14 protein-coding genes are annotated in these 16,965 nt (G+C 65.6%); 9 read left to right on the top strand and 5 right to left on the bottom strand.

From position 1 onward, the window contains the following. Positions 1–127: 127 nt before the first annotated feature. Together UB43_RS15695 and UB43_RS15700 are read right to left on the bottom strand one after the other, a co-directional pair. On the bottom strand, positions 128–757 hold the full coding sequence (locus UB43_RS15695) for a response regulator transcription factor (protein ID WP_045212692.1): 630 nt from the start codon (positions 755–757) through the stop codon (positions 128–130). 51 nt (positions 758–808) lie between these two features. Then, positions 809–3,220, bottom strand: a complete 2,412-nt coding sequence (locus UB43_RS15700) for a PAS domain S-box protein (protein WP_045212695.1) — start codon at positions 3,218–3,220, stop codon at positions 809–811. Between the two features lie 166 nt (positions 3,221–3,386). Here UB43_RS15700 and UB43_RS15705 point away from each other — a divergent pair, with 166 nt between their 5' ends. Continuing rightward, positions 3,387–4,436: an alpha/beta hydrolase family protein gene (locus UB43_RS15705; protein ID WP_045212697.1), complete on the top strand. Its 1,050-nt coding sequence runs from the start codon at positions 3,387–3,389 to the stop codon at positions 4,434–4,436. Between the two features lie 12 nt (positions 4,437–4,448). Here UB43_RS15705 and UB43_RS15710 read toward each other — a convergent pair whose 3' ends face one another. Genes UB43_RS15710 through UB43_RS15720 form a run of 3 tightly spaced genes read right to left on the bottom strand, consistent with a single transcriptional unit; the run spans position 4,449 to position 6,908 of the window. Next, on the bottom strand, positions 4,449–5,213 hold the full coding sequence (locus tag UB43_RS15710; protein ID WP_045212699.1) for a DnaJ domain-containing protein: 765 nt from the start codon (positions 5,211–5,213) through the stop codon (positions 4,449–4,451). Position 5,214: 1 nt separating this feature from the next. Continuing rightward, a complete protein-coding gene (murU, locus tag UB43_RS15715) occupies positions 5,215–5,889 on the bottom strand; it encodes an N-acetylmuramate alpha-1-phosphate uridylyltransferase MurU (RefSeq protein ID WP_045212700.1) in 675 nt (224 codons plus the stop codon). After that, positions 5,886–6,908 (bottom strand): aminoglycoside phosphotransferase family protein, encoded by a 1,023-nt coding sequence (locus tag UB43_RS15720; protein WP_045212703.1) that lies wholly within the window; start codon positions 6,906–6,908, stop codon positions 5,886–5,888. The genes murU and UB43_RS15720 overlap by 4 nt, the downstream gene beginning before the upstream one ends. A 129-nt stretch (positions 6,909–7,037) precedes the next feature. Between UB43_RS15720 and UB43_RS15725 the strand changes: the two genes are divergently transcribed. The 8 genes from UB43_RS15725 to UB43_RS15760 all read left to right on the top strand — a co-directional run bounded on the left by UB43_RS15725 (position 7,038) and on the right by UB43_RS15760 (position 16,936). Then, positions 7,038–9,803: an LPS-assembly protein LptD gene (locus UB43_RS15725; protein ID WP_045212706.1), complete on the top strand. Its 2,766-nt coding sequence runs from the start codon at positions 7,038–7,040 to the stop codon at positions 9,801–9,803. Continuing rightward, entirely contained in the window at positions 9,784–11,076 is a 1,293-nt protein-coding gene (locus UB43_RS15730; RefSeq protein ID WP_156160426.1) for a peptidylprolyl isomerase, read from the top strand. The genes UB43_RS15725 and UB43_RS15730 overlap by 20 nt, the downstream gene beginning before the upstream one ends. A 130-nt stretch (positions 11,077–11,206) precedes the next feature. After that, the gene (gene pdxA / locus UB43_RS15735; RefSeq protein ID WP_045212708.1) at positions 11,207–12,208 is read left to right on the top strand and encodes a 4-hydroxythreonine-4-phosphate dehydrogenase PdxA; all 1,002 of its coding nucleotides are present in this window, start codon (positions 11,207–11,209) and stop codon (positions 12,206–12,208) included. A 116-nt stretch (positions 12,209–12,324) separates the two neighbouring features. Then, positions 12,325–13,152 (top strand): 16S rRNA (adenine(1518)-N(6)/adenine(1519)-N(6))-dimethyltransferase RsmA, encoded by an 828-nt coding sequence (gene rsmA, locus UB43_RS15740; RefSeq protein WP_045212709.1) that lies wholly within the window; start codon positions 12,325–12,327, stop codon positions 13,150–13,152. After that, on the top strand, positions 13,149–13,529 hold the full coding sequence (apaG, locus tag UB43_RS15745) for a Co2+/Mg2+ efflux protein ApaG (RefSeq protein ID WP_045212711.1): 381 nt from the start codon (positions 13,149–13,151) through the stop codon (positions 13,527–13,529). Before rsmA ends, apaG begins: the two co-directional genes overlap by 4 nt. Continuing rightward, on the top strand, positions 13,529–14,353 hold the full coding sequence (locus UB43_RS15750) for a symmetrical bis(5'-nucleosyl)-tetraphosphatase (protein ID WP_045212713.1): 825 nt from the start codon (positions 13,529–13,531) through the stop codon (positions 14,351–14,353). The genes apaG and UB43_RS15750 overlap by 1 nt, the downstream gene beginning before the upstream one ends. 42 nt (positions 14,354–14,395) lie before the next feature. Then, complete coding sequence (gene glpE, locus UB43_RS15755) at positions 14,396–14,725, top strand: thiosulfate sulfurtransferase GlpE (protein WP_045212715.1); 330 nt, start codon at positions 14,396–14,398, stop codon at positions 14,723–14,725. 288 nt (positions 14,726–15,013) lie between these two features. Next, positions 15,014–16,936 (top strand): PrkA family serine protein kinase, encoded by a 1,923-nt coding sequence (locus tag UB43_RS15760; protein ID WP_045212719.1) that lies wholly within the window; start codon positions 15,014–15,016, stop codon positions 16,934–16,936. Positions 16,937–16,965 lie beyond the last annotated feature (29 nt).

The following is a 16,965-nucleotide window of genomic DNA, read 5'->3' on the forward strand; positions in this document are numbered from 1 at the left end:
CGGCAATCATTCCCTGCCTCACGCCCGCTAGATAGACGGTGTGTTACAGAAATCGGACACGTCGCACAGAGTGGAGGGAAAATTCAGCGAGCGATCTGCCGCAGGTCAAGCCGGCGTCGAGGAGGGTTCAGACGAGCTTGTGCTCCATGGCGTAACGCACCAGATCCGCCACCGAGTTGGCATTGAGTTTCTGCATCAGCCGCGCCTTGTGGGTGCTGATGGTCTTGCTGCTGACCGCCAGTTGCTGGGCGATTTCGTTGACGCCCTCGCCGTGCACCAGGCGCTCGAACACCGAGAACTCGCGCTCCGACAGCAACGCATGGGGCGGGCGCGAATCGGTGAGGCCGACTTCGAAGACCATGCGGTCGGCGAGATCAGGGTCGATGTAGCGGCCGCCGCTGGCGACCTTGCGGATCGCCGTGAGCAGCAGCGCCGGGTCGCTGTCCTTGGTGGCGTAACCAGCGGCGCCGACCTTCAGCGCACGGGCGACCATCTGCACCTCGTCGTGCATCGACAGCATCAGGATCGCCGGCGGGTTGTTCAGCGCGCGGATCCGCGGGATGGCTTCCAGGCCGTTGACGCCGGGCATGGAGATGTCCAGCAGGACCACTTCGCAGGGTGTCTGGCGCAGGGTTTCGAGCAACTGCTCGCCGTTGGTGGCTTCGCCTACCACCTGCAGGTCCTTGGCCATGCCGATCAGTTGCTTGATGCCCTCGCGCACGATCGTATGGTCTTCCGCCACCAGCACTCGAATCACCGCCTTTCCTCCCGTTCCACTCTTGTCATTGTCGTTAGGGTCGTCGCCCGGTTACGCACTTCGGGAGCGCAACGGCACCCGGATCCACAGCGTGGTGCCCTCCCCGGGCTGGCTGTCGATCTGCAGGGTGCCGCCGAACATCAGCACCCGCTCGCGCATGCCCACCAGGCCAAAGGAAATGCCCTGGCGCGTGGCATTCGGGTCGAAACCCACGCCGTCATCGGCGATGCGCAGGCACAGCTCCCGTCCTTCGACGCTCAGCTGCAATTCCACAGTATGCGCCTGGGCATGGCGCATGACATTGGTCAGTGCCTCCTGGAGGATGCGGAACAGCCCGATGGCCTTGGCGTCGGACAGCTCCGGCGGGTTCTCCGGCACCTGCACCAGGCAGGGAATCTGCGTGCGCGACTCGAAGCGGCGCGCCTGCCATTCCACCGCCGAGCCGATGCCGGCATCGAGGATCGGCGGGCGCAGCGCGGTGGCCACGTCGCGCACCAGCTGGAACAACTGGGCGATCAGGCGCTTCATGTTGTCCAGGCGCTCGCGCAGGCCGCTGTCCAGCTCGGCGTAGGCCAGTTCGCACATGGACGTTTCCAGCTTGAGCACGGTGAGTACCTGGCCCAGTTCATCGTGCACTTCGCGGGCGATGCGCGCCTTCTCCTCCTCCCGCACGCTCTCCAGGTGCGCCGACAGCTCGCGCAGCTGCGCGCGGGAGTCCTGCAGCTCCAGCTCGATCTGCTTGTGCTCGGTGATGTCCCAGACGACGCCATCCCAGGCCGGGCGACCGTCGTCCAGGGTGCGTACCGTTGCCTTGATATCGACCCAGCGCGGCTCGTGGCTGCGGGTGAGGATGCGGCCCTGCCACAGCCAGTTGCGATGGCCTTCCACGGCGTCCAGTTGGCTGGCCAGGTAGCTCTCGCGCTCGGACGGATGCACCAGGCCCATGATGCCCAGGCCGCTCTCGCGCAGGTAACCGGGCGAGTAGCCCAGCGAGGTTTCGCTGCCGCCGGTGATGAAGCTGATGTAGGCGAAGTCGGAGTCATCGTCCGGCGCGTTGGGTTCCAGGCGGAACACCAGCCCGGGCACGTTGGCGGCGATGCCCTGCAGGCGCGCCTCGCTCTCTTCCAGCGCGGCACGGGCGCGGCGGCGCTCGGTGACGTCGGTAAGAAACACCAGCAGGTATTCCGAATCGCCGAAACGCAGGAAGCTCAGGGAAACGTCGGCCGGCAGCCACTGGCCGTCGGCACGCAGGCAGCGGGTCTCGAAGCTCAGCGGCGCCTCGTCGGCATTGCGCGCGCGGCGCCAGAGGTTGAGCCAGCGGTCCATGTTCAGCGTCGGCTCGAAGTCCGACAGCGGCCGGTCCACCACCGCGCCCGGAACATGGCCGAGCATTTCCTCGGCCGCGCGGTTGGCGTAGCGCACATGGCTATCCCAGTTGACCCAGAGGATGCCGACGGTGCTGCTGTCGATGGCGAACTGGGTCAGGCGCAGGGCCTGTTCCGCCGCCTGGCGCAGTTCGATATCGCGACGCGCGGCGAGCAGGCGCGACTCCAATGCGCGGTGCTGCCGGCGCAGCCAGAGCAGCGCGGCAACGGCGAACAAAAGCAGCAGGCCAAGCAGGATGCAGAGGTTCTGCCAGAAGCCTGGGGAGGAACCCAGGCGCGGGTAGGTCGGTTGCAGCCAGCGTTCGTGGAGCTGGTCGAGGTCCTTGGCCGGCACCGCGCGCAGGGCCGCATCGATAATTCCCGCCAGCTCCGGCAGGCCACGCCGGGTCGCCACGCGCAGCAGCTGCGGATAGCCGATATCGGCCACCACCAGCAGGCCGGTGAATTCGGTTTCGCGGGTCAGGCGCGCCAGCTGCGCCTCGTCGATCACCGCGTAATTGGCCTCGCGACCGAGCACCTTGCGCAGCACTTCGCGGTCGCTGTCGACGATCTGCAGGGTCAACCCCGAGTAGGTGCCACGCAGGTAATCCACCACCGGGCCGGGGCCGCGCACGGAGACGGACTCGCCTTCGCCGAGGGTATCCAGCTCCACCGACGTCCCGCTGCGGCGATCCCCCACCACCAGACGCGGAACACGCAGGTAGGGGTCGGAGAACAGCCAGTCGCGCAGGGTCGAAGGCGTCTGGCTGACGCCGGGCGCGAGGTCGATTTCGCCTGCGCGCACGGCCTTCTCCAGTGCGGCCTGATCGGCATAGGTGCGCCACTCCAGGCTGACGTGCAGGGCCTTGGCCAACCACTCCAGCAATTCGACGTTGGCTCCGGAGAGCTGCTGCAGGCGGCGATCCTGCTGCACATAAGGTGCTTCGAGCACGGCGCCAACGCGCAGCTGAGGGTGCTCGGCGAGCCACGCGAGTTGCGCTTGATCCAGGGTCAACGGTGGCGCGGCGGTTTCCGCCACGGCCAGCAACGGCAGGCAGCAGAGCCAGGCCAGGCAGGCTTTCCAGAACAGACGTCTCATGCCGACAGCACCATGGATTTCACTCGGGTCAAAGCAAATGGCCGGCATACCTTACAGCAACCCCGGTTGAACCCGGCACGCCTGCGCCTGACAAAGCTAATACAAGCCGCTAGGCTGGCCGCTCTCGCGCCCGCCGCTTGCTGCCCGCCAGACAGGGATATCCTTGATGCCGCATTTGCCTCGCCCGACGCTTTTCGCCCTCAGCCTGTGCCTCGGCCTTGCGCCGCTGGGCACCAGTTGGGCCGCGGACGCCACGCCCGCCGCCGAGAAACCGGCTGCCGCGCCGCTGGTGCGCCCGGCAGTGAGCGAGCGCAGCCAGGACGAGGCCAGCGGCCTGGTGCGCCAGTTGCCTGAAAGCGAGCGCCAGGAACTCAAGGCCGGCGACGAAACCTTCCTCGCCCTCTGGCTGCCGGCCAATGCCGCCGACGCATCGGGCGCGGTGATCCTGATCCCCGGCGATGGCGAGAGCGCCGACTGGCCGGTGGCGATCGGCCCGCTGCGGCGCAAGCTGCCCGATGCCGGCTGGCAAACCCTGGCCGTCACCCTCCCCGACCCGCAAAGCACCGCGCCGATCCCGCGGCCGAAGGAATCGCCCGACAAGGCCAGCGCCGACACCGATGCCACGGCCACCGACAGCGCCAGCAAACCCGAAGTGAAAGGCAGCGAAGGCAGCGCGACACCGACACCGGAAAGCACCGCCGAGACCGGCAGTGCGGAACCGGCCCAGGCCAGCCCGGAAGCCCCGCCGCCGCCCACCGACCCGGTAGAACTGCGCAAGGCCCACGCCGAACGGGTGCTGGCGCGCATCCAGGCAGCCGTCGAGTTGGCGCAGCAGCACAGACCCAAGACCATCGTCCTGCTCGGTCATGGTACCGGCGCCTACTGGGCAACCCGCTACCTGGGCGAGCGCACGCCGGCGGACATCAAGAACCTGCTGCTGGTGGCGCCGGAGATGCCGCGCGACTTCAAACCGTCGCTGGACGAGACCGTCCCCTTGCTGAACCTCGCCACCGGCGATTTCTACTACAAGGACAAGGCAACCGACGTAGCGGCGGCCAAGCTGCGCCTGCAGGCCAGCAAGCGGCAGAAAGCCCCCAACTACGTGCAGATCGGCATGAATGCCCTGCCCGCCGACCTGGGCACCGAACAGGACCAGCTCTACCGGCGCATCCGCGGCTGGCTGTCAATGCACCTGGAGCCGATCGAGCAGCCCTGAGGGCTGCCCGATTCAGCGAAAGCCGCGACGCTGGCGCACCAGCAGGTAGGCGGCCTGGATCTCGCGGGTCCTGCCGGTTGCCGCCGCAATCCGTTCAGGGCTCGCGCCCATGCCTTCGAGCTTGTCCGGGTGGTTCTGGCTGATCAGCTTGCGGTAGGCCCGCTTGATCTCCTCCGGCTCGCTCTCCACTGTCACGCCCAGCAGTCGCAGCGCTGCGGTGTAGGACTCGCGCGGCGTGGTGGGCGGTTTGGGCGGCTCGGCGCCCGCCGACAGCGCGAGGACCCTGGACCGGGAAAGCCCCAGCGCATCCCCCCACTGCAGCAGCAGGTTCTTCTGCGCAGCGTTCGGTGCGCCGCCTGCCCAGGCCATGCGCCAGCATGCCTGCACCAAGCCTTCCGCAGTGGCCTCCTGGCCGTGGCGCTGGCGCAGGCCGGCGTCCAGCAACTCGCCGCCGAGCTTGCCGCGCCCGAAGGCATCGATGGCCTGGCGACGGGCCTTGTCATCCAGTTGCAGACGCTGCATTTCGGCCCGCGCCTGCTGGATATGCGCATCGATCACACGACCGCGGCTCTTGGCCAGCCGGCCAAACAGCAGGAATAGCAACTCCTGGTCGCCCACCCGCGGCGCGCCGCGCAACTGATCGAGCAGACCCCGCCAGGTGCGTTTCTTCAGGCGCCGGTCGAGCACCTGGCCCAGCAACGCACCGAGCATGGCACCCGGAATGCTCGCCAATGCCCAGCCGGCGATGACGCCCACCAAGGTCCCCGGCCAGAACACCTCAGCCCTCCGCCAACTGGCGTTCGACTTCGGCCAGGCGCTCGTGGGTGCCGACGTCGATCCAGCGCCCGCGATGATGGACGCCGCTCACCCGGCCGGCTTCCATGGCCTGGCGCAACAGCGGCGCCAGCTTGAAGGCACCGGGCGCGCAGCCCTCGAACAGCTCGGAACGGAGGATGGCGATGCCGCTGTAGGTCAGGCTCGGCTGGCCTTCGCGGTAATCGCTGACACGCCCCTCACTCAGGCAGAAATCGCCGCGAGTGTGGTGCCCGGGGTTGTCCACCAGCACCAGGTGCACCAGGTCGCCGCCGGCCAGTGCGCCGTTCAGGCTCGCGTAATCGAAGTCGGTCCAGATGTCGCCGTTGGCGATGACGAAGGCCTCGCCACCCAGCAGCGGCAGCGCCTTGAAGATGCCGCCGCCGGTTTCCAGCGGTTCGCCCTCGGGCGAATAGCGGATGCTGACGCCGAACGCCGAACCGTCGCCCAGGTGATCCTCGATCTGCTGGCCGAGCCAGGCGTGATTGATCACCAATTGATCGAATCCGGCCCGGCGCAGTGCCTGCAGCTGGTATTCGATCAGCGGCACGCCACCGGCGCGCACCAGCGGCTTTGGCGTATGCAGCGTCAGCGGGCGCAGGCGTTCGCCCTTGCCCGCGGCGAGGATCATGGCCTTCATGCGGGGTGCGTCTCGTCTTTGGGCAGGCTGGCCAGCAACGCCGCGAGGTCGGCCAGTTCCGGGCGGCGGGCGATGACGCTTTCCAGGTAGCGGAAGAACCGCGGCACGTCGCCCAGGTAGCGCGGTTTGCCATCGCGGTGGCAGATGCGAGCGAAGATGCCGATCACCTTCAGGTGGCGCTGGGCGCCCATCAGGTCGCTGGCGCGGAAGAAGGTCTCGAAGCTGTCCGGCAGCGGGATGCCGGCCGCCTGGGCCTTGCGCCAGTAGCGCGACAGGCCGTCGTGCACACGTGGCTCGGGCCAGCTGAGGAAGGCATCCTTATATAGGCAGGTCACGTCGTAGGTCACCGGGCCGTAGACCGCATCCTGGAAATCCAGGATGCCGGGGTTCGGCTCGCTGAGCATCAGGTTGCGCGGCATGTAGTCGCGGTGCACGAAGACGCGCGGCTGCTCCAGGGCACTTTGCACCAGCAGGTCGCAGGTGCGCTCCCAGCGGGCGAGCTGCTCGCCTTCCAGCGTCACGCCCAGATGGCGCTGCAGGTACCAGTCGGGGAACAGCTGCAGCTCCCGGCGCAGCAGGGCTTCGTCGTAGGCCGGCAGGCGCTCGGCGACATCCAGCTGCTGGAACGCCACCAGGGCGTCGAGGGCATCTTCGAACAGCTCCTCGGCATTTTGTGCCGTGAGCACATCCAGGTAGGTCTGTCGGCCCAGATCATCGAGCAACAGGAACCCTTGGCCGACATCTTCGGCCAGAATCCTCGGAACGTGTACGCCTGCCTCGGCCAGCATGCCGGCGACCTTGACGAAGGGGCGGCAGTCCTCCTGGGGCGGCGGCGCGTCCATCACGATCAGGCTGCGGCCTTCGCCCTGCCAGCGGAAATAGCGGCGGAAACTGGCGTCGCTGCTGGCCGCGGTGAGGCTGGCCTCGGGCACCTGGCCCCAGCCCTGTGCGTTGAACACGGCGGGCAAACTCAAGTCCAACCAGTCGATCATCTGCTGGTAACGGGCATCCTGTGACATCTTTACGGGTTCTCCACGGCCCTAGCCGTTGCGCGGGTCATGCTTTATTATCCAGCATCTTTTTGAGCCCATCGATAGGCGTGCGGCCCGTTTTGGGCTGAAGGCTCGCAGGAAGCCCGGATTAACAAGATGGCAGTGAATTTCCCCGTGTTCCGTAGAAAATTCCCCTTACTGGTGACCGGAGGCCTGCTGGCTATCCAGCCGCTCGCCTCTGTGACCGCGGCACCCGGTGAGCAGTTCGCCTGCCAGCCTTCCGCGTCCGGCGCCTGGAACTGCTCCTCGCAGAACAGCGCCAGCAGCGTACCGCGCCCACAGCACGGCGCCAGCTCGGTCAGCGCCGGTGGTACCGCCGCCAGCAGCTCGAAGTCTTCGGGCAGCTCGAGCAGTGCCGGCGAAGAGCCGAAACAGCTGGTCACCGAGTCCGGCGGCCGCGGTCTGAAGTCGCGCAGCAGCGACTACAGCCACCTCGACTGGATCCCGCGCGACAAGCTCACCGCCGCCCAGCAGGCGGAAATGGGCCCGTATTGCAGCGGCGCCTATGTCGAGCCGATCCGCCCGGGCATGAACGACAAGACACCGAACGACGAGGCCCCGACTTACGTTTCGGCAAAGGTTTCCCGCTACGAGCAGGAAAAGCAGGTCGCCACCCTCGCGGGTAACGTGGTCCTGCGCCAGGGCAGCATGCAGGTGGAGGCCGACGAGGCCAACCTGCACCAGGCCGAGAACCGCGGCGAACTGGTCGGCAACGTCAAGCTGCGCGACAACGGCGCGCTGATCGTCGGCGACCATGCCGAACTGCAACTGGACAACGGCGCGGCGAAGATCGACAACGCCGAGTACGTCATGCACCAGGCCCAGATCCGCGGCAGCGCGCTGTACGCCAAGCGCCAGGAAGACGCGATCATCCAGCTCAAGGACGGCACCTACACCCGTTGCGAGCCGGGCAGCAACGCCTGGGTCGTCAAGGGCAACAACATCAAGCTGAACCCGGCCACCGGCTTCGGCACCGCGACCAACGCGACCCTGCGGGTGAAGGACATTCCGGTCTTCTACACCCCGTACATCTATTTCCCGATCGACAACCGTCGTCAGTCCGGCTTCCTGGCGCCTTCCTTCGCCAGCTCGACCGACACCGGTTTCACGCTGACCACGCCGTACTACTTCAACCTGGCGCCCAACTACGACGCCACGTTGTACCCGCACTACATGGTCAAGCGCGGCCTGCTGATGGAGGGCGAGTTCCGCTACCTGACCCACAGCAGCGAAGGCGAGGTCACCGCGGCCTACCTGAACGACAAGAACGACGACCGCAAGGACTTCCCGCAATACACCGACACCCGTTGGCTGTACGGCTGGAAAAACGTCAGCGGCCTGGATTCGCGCCTGATGGCGCAGGTCGACTACACCCGCATCAGCGACCCGTACTACTTCCAGGACCTGGATACCTCGCTGGGCATCGGCTCGCCGACCTTCGTCAACCAGCAGGGCACCCTGACCTACCGTGGCGACAGCTACACCGCCAAGCTGAACGCACAGTCCTACCAGCTGGCGACCGTGACCGACGTCACCCCGTACGATCGCCTGCCGCAGCTCACCCTGGACGGCAAACTGCCGTTCAACCCGGGCGGCCTGAACTTCACCTACAGCACCGAGGCCGTGCGCTTCGACCGCGATCTGGATGAAGGCTACTACCGGATCGACGTCGACAACCCGACCCTGTATCCACGCCCGGACACCAACATCCAGGGCCTGGCGCGGGCCACCGGCGATCGCTTCCACGCCGAGCCGGGCATCAGCCTGCCGATGAACCGCAGCTGGGGCTTCATGACTCCGACGGTCAAGGCGCTGTATACCAAGTACGACCTGGACCTGGACGGCAAAGGCAAAGCCACGCTGCCGTCGTACATCGACTACGACAGCAGCCCGGACCGCTCGCTCGGTCTGGCCAAGCTGGATTCCGGCCTGTATTTCGACCGCGACACCACTTTCGCCGGCACCAAGTTCCGCCAGACCCTGGAACCGCGTGCGATGTACCTGTACGTCCCGTACAAGGACCAGGACAACCTGCCGACCTTCGACACCGGCGAGTTCACCTTCAGCTACGACTCGCTGTGGCGTGAAAACCGCTTTACCGGCCGTGACCGCATCGGCGACGCCAACCAGCTGTCCCTCGGCCTGGGGTCGCGCTTCATCGAAGACGATGGCTTCGAGCGCGCCTACATTGCCGCCGGCCAGATCTACTACTTCAGCGACCGTCGCGTACAACTGCCCGGCCTGACCGAGAACGACCTGGCCGCCAGTGGCGCGAAGAACCCGGACGCCGACACCTGGCGCTCGCCCTACGCGCTCACCGGCATCTACCGCTTCAACCACGACTGGTACGCCAGCTCGGACTTCAACTGGAACCCGAACACCAACCATACCGACAACGGTAACCTGATGTTCCACTACCAGCCCGAAGCCGATCCTCGCAAGGTGCTGAACGCCGGCTACCGCTACCGTGCGGACAGCAAGCGCTTCAACCCGAACACCGGCCAGTTCGAGTACGGCAGCGACGAGTACAAGATCGAACAGCATGACTTCTCGTTCATCTGGCCGGTCCTGCCGCAGTGGGCCGCCATCGGCCGCTGGCAGTTCGACTACAACCAGAGCCGCACGCTGGAAGCCTTCGGTGGCTTCGAGTACGACAGCTGCTGCTGGAAGCTGCGCCTGATCAATCGCTACTGGGTCGACTACGACGACGAGGAATTCGTGACCTCCACGTCCAAAGCCGACCGCGGTGTATTCCTTCAAATCATCTTGAAAGGCCTTGGCGGCGTGGTTGGCAACCAGGTGGAAGGCTTCCTCGACCAAGGTATCCAGGGTTATCGTCAACGTGAAGACAATGCTATGTAAGGCCCTGCGCCCGCTGATGCTGGGCGCGCTGTTGGCAAGTTCCGTCGTGCACGCCGAAGTGGTTCCGCTGGACCGTGTGGTCGCCATCGTCGATAACGACGTGGTGATGCAGAGCCAGCTGGACCAGCGCCTGCGCGAAGTCCGTACAACCATCCAGAAGCGCGGTGCGCCGCTGCCGCCCGAGCACGTGCTGACCCAGCAGGTGCTCGAGCGCCTGATCATCGAGAACATCCAGCTGCAGATCGGTGACCGCTCCGGCGTTCGTATCACCGACGAAGAGCTGAACCAGGCCATGGGCACCATTGCCCAGCGCAACAACATGAGCCTGGACCAGTTCCGCGCCGCCCTGTCCCACGATGGCCTGTCCTATGACGAGGCCCGCGAGCAGGTGCGCCGCGAGATGATCATCAGCCGTGTGCGTCAGCGTCGTGTCGCGGAGCGCATCCAGGTCAGCGAGCAGGAAGTGCAGAACTTCCTCGCCTCCGACCTCGGCAAGATCCAGCTCTCCGAAGAGTACCGCCTGGCCAACATCCTGATCCCGGTACCCGACAGCGCCTCCCCGGAAGCCGTGCAGGCCGCCGCTCGCCAGGCCCAGGAACTGTACCAGCAGCTCAAGCAGGGCGCCGACTTCGGCCAGCTGGCGGTTTCCCGTTCGGCCGGCGACAACGCCCTGGAAGGCGGCGAGATCGGCTGGCGCAAGGCTGCCCAACTGCCCTCTCCGTTCGACAGCATGGTCGGCAGCCTGTCCGTGGGCGACGTGACCGAGCCGGTCCGCACCCCGGGCGGCTTCATCATCATCAAGCTGGAAGAGAAGCGCGGTGGCAGCAAGATGCTGCGTGACGAAGTCCACGTCCGCCACATCCTGCTCAAGCCCAGTGAGATCCGCAGCGAAGAAGAGACCCAGCGCCTGGCCGAGAAGCTCTACGAGCGCATCCAGGCCGGCGAAAGCTTCAGCGATCTGGCGAAGAAGTTCTCCGAGGACCCGGGCTCCAAGCTCAACGGTGGCGACCTCAACTGGGTCGACCCGGAATCCCTGGTACCGGAATTCCGCGAGGTGATGAACAACGCACCGCAGGGCCAGGTCACCAAGCCGTTCCGCTCGCCGTTCGGCTGGCACGTGCTGGAAGTCCTCGGCCGTCGCGCCACCGACAGCAGCGACAAGTTCCGCGAGCAACAAGCCGCCCAGACCCTCCGCGCACGCAAGTACGACGAGGAACTGCAGGCCTGGCTGCGCCAGATCCGCGACGAAGCCTACGTCGAGATCAAGCAGTAAGCAGCGCGAGTCGCTCAGAAAGAAACCCGGCCCAGGCCGGGTTTCTTTTTGCCCGTCGAAAGCTTCGAAGAAGCAAGGCTTCGTCGTAGAGTAGGCCCATCTGCTGCAAATACCGATTCGAGAGCCCCTGATGAGCACTTCCCACCTTTTCGCCCTCACCCCCGGCGAGCCCGCCGGCATCGGCCCCGACCTCTGCCTGCTGCTGGCCCGCGAAGCGCAACCGCACCCGCTGGTCGCCGTCGCCAGCCGTGAACTGCTGGCCCAGCGCGCCGCCCTGCTGGGGCTGAACATCGACCTGCAGGACGTCGGTCCCGGCCAGTGGCCCAGCGCCGCCGCCCCGGCCGGCACCCTGTATGTCTGGGATACTCCGCTGGCCGCCCCGGTCGAACCCGGCAAACTGAACCCGGCCAACGCCGCCTATGTGCTGGAGACCCTGACCCGCGCCGGCCAGGGCTGCCTGGACGGGCATTTCGCCGGGATGATCACCGCGCCGGTGCACAAGGGCGTGATCAACGAAGCCGGCATCGCCTTCTCCGGCCACACCGAATTCCTCGCCGACCTCACCCACACCGCCCAGGTGGTGATGATGCTCGCGACCCGCGGCCTGCGTGTCGCCCTGGTGACCACCCACCTGCCGCTACGGCAGATCGCCGATGCCATCACTCCGGATCGCCTGGAGCGCGTCACCCGCATCCTGCACGCCGACCTGCGCGACAAGTTCGGCCTGGCCAACCCGCGCATCCTGGTCTGCGGCCTGAACCCCCACGCCGGCGAAGGCGGCCACCTCGGCCACGAAGAAATTGACGTGATCGAGCCAACCTTGGAGCGCCTGCGCACCGAGGGCATGCAACTGATCGGCCCGCTGCCGGCCGACACACTGTTCACCCCCAAGCACCTGGAGCATTGCGATGCCGTGCTGGCGATGTATCACGACCAGGGCCTGCCGGTGCTCAAGTACAAGGGCTTCGGCGCGGCGGTGAATGTGACGCTGGGCCTGCCGATCATCCGCACTTCGGTGGACCACGGCACCGCGCTGGATCTGGCCGGTAGCGGCCGGATCGACAGCGGCAGCCTGCAAGTCGCACTGGAAACCGCCTACCAGATGGCCGAAGCCGGCGCCGGCGCGCGCTGATCCGGGGTATTCCGTTCGGCCAGCGTTTCGTGCTGGCCGCGCCGGGCTGGTAAACTGATGGTTTTTCCGCCTCCAGCCGGCCGCCGCAAGCGCCCGGCTGCTCTCCGGAGCCTTCGATGTCCGAACTCTTCCAGCACCGCGCCCGTAAACGCTTTGGGCAGAACTTCCTGCATGACGCCGGGGTGATTCACAAGATCCTGCGCGCCATCGCCGCCAAGGAAGGCCAGCACCTGCTGGAAATCGGCCCGGGCCAGGGCGCCCTGACCGAAGGCCTGGTGGACAGCGGCGCGAAGCTCGACGTGATCGAGCTGGACCTGGACCTGATCCCGCAGCTGAAATGGCGCTTCGGCCTGAAGCCCAACTTCAGCCTGCACCAGGGCGACGCCATGAAGTTCGACTTCTCCACCCTCATGGCCTCTCCCGAGGACAAGCTGCGCGTGGTCGGCAACCTGCCCTACAACATCTCCACCCCGCTGATCTTCCACCTCCTGGACCACGCCTCGCTCATCCAGGACATGCACTTCATGCTGCAGAAGGAAGTGGTGGAACGCCTGGCCGCCGAGCCGGGCAACGGCGACTGGGGCCGCCTGTCGATCATGGTGCAGTACTTCTGTCGCGTGGATTACCTGTTCACCGTCGGCCCCGGCGCGTTCAACCCGCCACCCAAGGTCGAGTCGGCCATCGTGCGCCTGGTGCCCTACGCTGAGCCGCCCCACCCGGCCAAGGATCACCGCGTGCTGGAACGCATCGTCCGCGAAGCCTTCAACCAGCGCCGCAAGACCCTGCGCAACACCCTGCGGACGCTGATGAGCGTCGAGGACATCGAAGCCGCCGGCGTCGACCCGACGTTGCGCCCCGAGCAGCTGAGCGTTGCCGACTTCGTCAGCCTCGCCAACCGCTACAGCGAAACCAACCCGGAAGCCGAGCAAGGACCGAGCGCATGAGCGATCCCCGCTACCAGGTCAGCGTCAGCGTCACCACACGCCACCTGCCCGAGCAGTCCCAGCCGGAACAACAGCGCTTCGTGTTCGCCTACACCGTGACCATCCACAACCACGGCGAGCTGGCCGCCAAGCTGCTGACCCGCCACTGGATCATCACCGATGGCGACGGCCACGTGCAGGAAGTGCGCGGCGCCGGCGTCGTCGGCGAGAAGCCGCTGATCGAACCGGGCGCCAGCCACACCTACACCAGCGGCACCGTGATGGCGACCAAGGTCGGCAGCATGCACGGCAGCTACCAGATGGTCGCCACCGACGGCCACCACTTCGACGCAGACATCCCGGCGTTCCGCCTCGCCGTACCGGGGGCGCTGCACTGATGGCCACTTATGCCGTCGGCGATCTGCAGGGCTGCCTGGAACCGCTCAAGTGCCTGCTGGAGCAGGTGAAGTTCGACCCGGCCCAGGACAAGCTGTGGCTGGTAGGCGACCTGGTCAACCGCGGCCCGGCGTCACTGGAAACCCTGCGCTTCCTTTATGGCATGCGCGATTCGCTGGTCTGCGTGCTCGGCAACCATGACCTGCACCTGGTCGCCGTCGCCTACAACGCCGAGCGCCTGAAGAAGAACGACACCCTGCGCGAGATCGTCGAGGCGCCGGACTGCGCGCAGCTGATCGAATGGCTGCGGCAGATGCCGCTGGTCCACCACGACGCCCAGCGCGACATCACCCTAGTGCACGCGGGCATCCCGCCGCAGTGGGACATCGACAAGGCCCTGCAACGCGCCGCCGAAGTCGAAGCCGCCCTGCGCGACGATGCCCAGCTGCCGATGTTCCTCGATGGCATGTACGGCAACGAGCCGGCCAAGTGGGACAAGAAGCTCACCGGCATCGCGCGACTGCGGGTGATCACCAACTATTTCACGCGCATGCGCTTCTGCACGCCAGACGGCAAGCTCGACCTGAAATCCAAGGAAGGCCTGGACACCGCGCCGCCCGGCTACGCCCCCTGGTTCAGCTATGCCGAACGCAAGGCCGCCGGGCGCAAGATCATCTTCGGCCACTGGGCCGCGCTGGAAGGCCAGTGCGATGTCCCCGGCCTGTTCGCCCTCGACACCGGTTGCGTGTGGGGCGGCAGCATGACGCTGATGAACGTCGATACCCTCGAGCGCATCCACTGCAGCTGCGCCGATCAACCAGAATGAATGCAGCGCAGCCACAGGCTGCGCGCCTTGCGAGGTAACCCCATGAGCGACTTCAAGCGCATCGCCCCCGACCAGGCCCAGCAACTGCGCGAAAGCGGCGCCCAGGTCGTCGACATCCGCGACCCGCAAAGCTACGCGACGGGCCACATCAGCGGCTCGCGGCACATCGACAACTACTCGGTGGCCGACTTCATCCGCGAGGCCGACATGGACGCGCCGCTGGTCGTGGTCTGCTACCACGGCAACTCCAGCCAGAGCGCGGCGGCCTATTTCGTCCAGCAGGGCTTCTCCGAGGTCTACAGCCTCGATGGCGGCTTCGAACTATGGCGCAGCGTCTATCCCGCGGATACCAGCGCCGGCGGCTCCGACTGAAAGCCCCTACGAAAGGGGCGGAATAGCCCCTTCAAAAAATCTGTAACTTCTCGCTCTTTCGTCCTTTACACACCGAAGAACGAACTATCCTTTCCCTCAGGCCATCCAAAAAGGGAGAGCCGGCACACCGGCTTCCGGTAAATCGGCAGTGACCATTGGGGGCGGATCAGGGCAGTGGCCAGGTTCCGTTGGAGTTCTGGGGGATTCTCGCCGGTAAGCACTGGCAGCCCGACCGCACCCGCACAGACCGATCCGGCGCCGGCTCCATGCATCGAGCGAGGAGACGTCATGAGCATTTTCAGTCACTTCCAGGAACGCTTCGAAGCGACCCGTCAAGAAGAGTACTCCCTCCAGGAGTACCTGGATCTCTGCAAGCAGGACAAGATCGCCTACGCCACCGCCGCCGAGCGGATACTGATGGCCATCGGCGAGCCTGAACTACTCGACACATCCGTCGATTCCCGCCTGTCGCGAATCTTCTCCAACAAGGTGATCCGCCGTTACCCGGCCTTTGCCGACTTCCATGGCATGGAAGAGTGCATCGACCAGATCGTCTCCTTCTTCCGCCACGCCGCCCAAGGCCTGGAAGAGAAGAAACAGATCCTTTACCTCCTGGGCCCGGTCGGCGGCGGTAAATCCTCCCTCGCCGAGAAGCTCAAGCAACTGATGGAGCACGTGCCCTTCTATGCGATCAAGGGCTCGCCGGTGTTCGAATCGCCCCTGGGGCTGTTCAACCCGGACGAAGACGGCGCCATCCTCGAGGAAGACTACGGCATCCCGCGCCGCTACCTGCGCTCGGTGATGTCGCCCTGGGCAACCAAGCGACTCAACGAATTCGGTGGCGACATCAGCCAGTTCCGCGTGGTCAAGCTGCACCCCTCGATACTCAACCAGATCGCCATCGCCAAGACCGAACCGGGCGACGAGAACAACCAGGACATTTCTGCGCTGGTCGGCAAGGTGGATATCCGCAAGCTGGAAGAATTCCCGCAGAACGACGCCGACGCCTACAGCTACTCGGGCGCGCTGTGCCGGGCCAACCAGGGCCTGATGGAATTCGTCGAGATGTTCAAGGCGCCGATCAAGGTCCTGCACCCCTTGCTCACCGCGACCCAGGAAGGCAACTACAACAGCACCGAAGGCCTCGGTTCCCTGCCCTACAGCGGCATCATCCTCGCCCACTCCAACGAATCGGAATGGCACAGCTTCCGCAACAACAAGAACAACGAGGCCTTCATCGACCGGATCTACATCGTCAAGGTGCCGTACTGCCTGCGCGTCTCCGACGAGATCAAGATCTACGACAAGCTGCTGATCAACAGCTCCCTGGCGCACGCCCACTGTGCGCCGGACACCCTGAAGATGCTCTCGCAGTTCTCCGTGCTGTCGCGCCTGAAGGAGCCGGAAAACTCCAACATCTACTCGAAGATGCGGGTCTACGACGGCGAAAACCTCAAGGACACCGATCCCAAGGCCAAGTCGATCCAGGAATACCGCGACACCGCCGGTGTGGACGAAGGCATGTCCGGGCTTTCCACCCGCTTCGCCTTCAAGATCCTCTCCAAGGTATTCAACTTCGACCCGCATGAAGTCGCTGCCAACCCGGTACACCTGCTCTACGTGCTGGAACAGCAGATCGAGCAGGAGCAGTTCCCGCCGGAAACCCGCGAGCGCTACCTGCGCTTCCTGAAGGAATACCTGGCGCCGCGCTACGTCGAGTTCATCGGCAAGGAAATCCAGACCGCCTACCTGGAGTCCTACAGCGAGTATGGGCAGAACATCTTCGACCGCTACGTGCTGTACGCCGACTTCTGGATCCAGGACCAGGAATACCGCGACCCGGAAACCGGCGAGATCCTCAACCGCGCAGCCCTCAACGAGGAGCTGGAGAAGATCGAGAAACCGGCCGGCATCAGCAACCCGAAGGACTTCCGCAACGAAATCGTCAACTTCGTGCTGCGCGCCCGTGCCGGCAACAACGGCAAGAACCCCAGCTGGCTGTCGTACGAGAAGCTGCGCGTGGTGATCGAGAAGAAAATGTTCTCCAACACCGAGGACCTGCTGCCGGTCATCAGCTTCAATGCCAAGGCGAGCAAGGAGGATCAGCAGAAGCACAACGACTTCGTCAAACGCATGGTCGAGCGCGGCTACACCGAGAAGCAGGTGCGCCTGCTGTCGGAATGGTATCTGCGGGTTCGCAAGTCGCAGTAGTCTGCCATCGGCGCGGCGGCATTCCCGCC

Origin of the sequence: Pseudomonas sp. 21 (assembly GCF_000955805.1) — a bacterium.
Classification (GTDB): domain Bacteria; phylum Pseudomonadota; class Gammaproteobacteria; order Pseudomonadales; family Pseudomonadaceae; genus Pseudomonas.

What these genes read in the sequence shown, in the direction of transcription:
- UB43_RS15700 (WP_045212695.1), bottom strand. Translation starts at nt 3,220, where the DNA reads ATGAGACGTCTGTTCTGGAAAGCCTGCCTGGCCTGGCTCTGCTGCCTG.
- UB43_RS15705 (WP_045212697.1), top strand. Translation starts at nt 3,387, where the DNA reads ATGCCGCATTTGCCTCGCCCGACGCTTTTCGCCCTCAGCCTGTGCCTC.
- murU (WP_045212700.1), bottom strand. Translation starts at nt 5,889, where the DNA reads ATGAAGGCCATGATCCTCGCCGCGGGCAAGGGCGAACGCCTGCGCCCG.
- UB43_RS15720 (WP_045212703.1), bottom strand. Translation starts at nt 6,908, where the DNA reads ATGTCACAGGATGCCCGTTACCAGCAGATGATCGACTGGTTGGACTTG.
- UB43_RS15725 (WP_045212706.1), top strand. Translation starts at nt 7,038, where the DNA reads ATGGCAGTGAATTTCCCCGTGTTCCGTAGAAAATTCCCCTTACTGGTG.
- pdxA (WP_045212708.1), top strand. Translation starts at nt 11,207, where the DNA reads ATGAGCACTTCCCACCTTTTCGCCCTCACCCCCGGCGAGCCCGCCGGC.
- rsmA (WP_045212709.1), top strand. Translation starts at nt 12,325, where the DNA reads ATGTCCGAACTCTTCCAGCACCGCGCCCGTAAACGCTTTGGGCAGAAC.
- apaG (WP_045212711.1), top strand. Translation starts at nt 13,149, where the DNA reads ATGAGCGATCCCCGCTACCAGGTCAGCGTCAGCGTCACCACACGCCAC.
- UB43_RS15750 (WP_045212713.1), top strand. Translation starts at nt 13,529, where the DNA reads ATGGCCACTTATGCCGTCGGCGATCTGCAGGGCTGCCTGGAACCGCTC.
- glpE (WP_045212715.1), top strand. Translation starts at nt 14,396, where the DNA reads ATGAGCGACTTCAAGCGCATCGCCCCCGACCAGGCCCAGCAACTGCGC.
- UB43_RS15760 (WP_045212719.1), top strand. Translation starts at nt 15,014, where the DNA reads ATGAGCATTTTCAGTCACTTCCAGGAACGCTTCGAAGCGACCCGTCAA.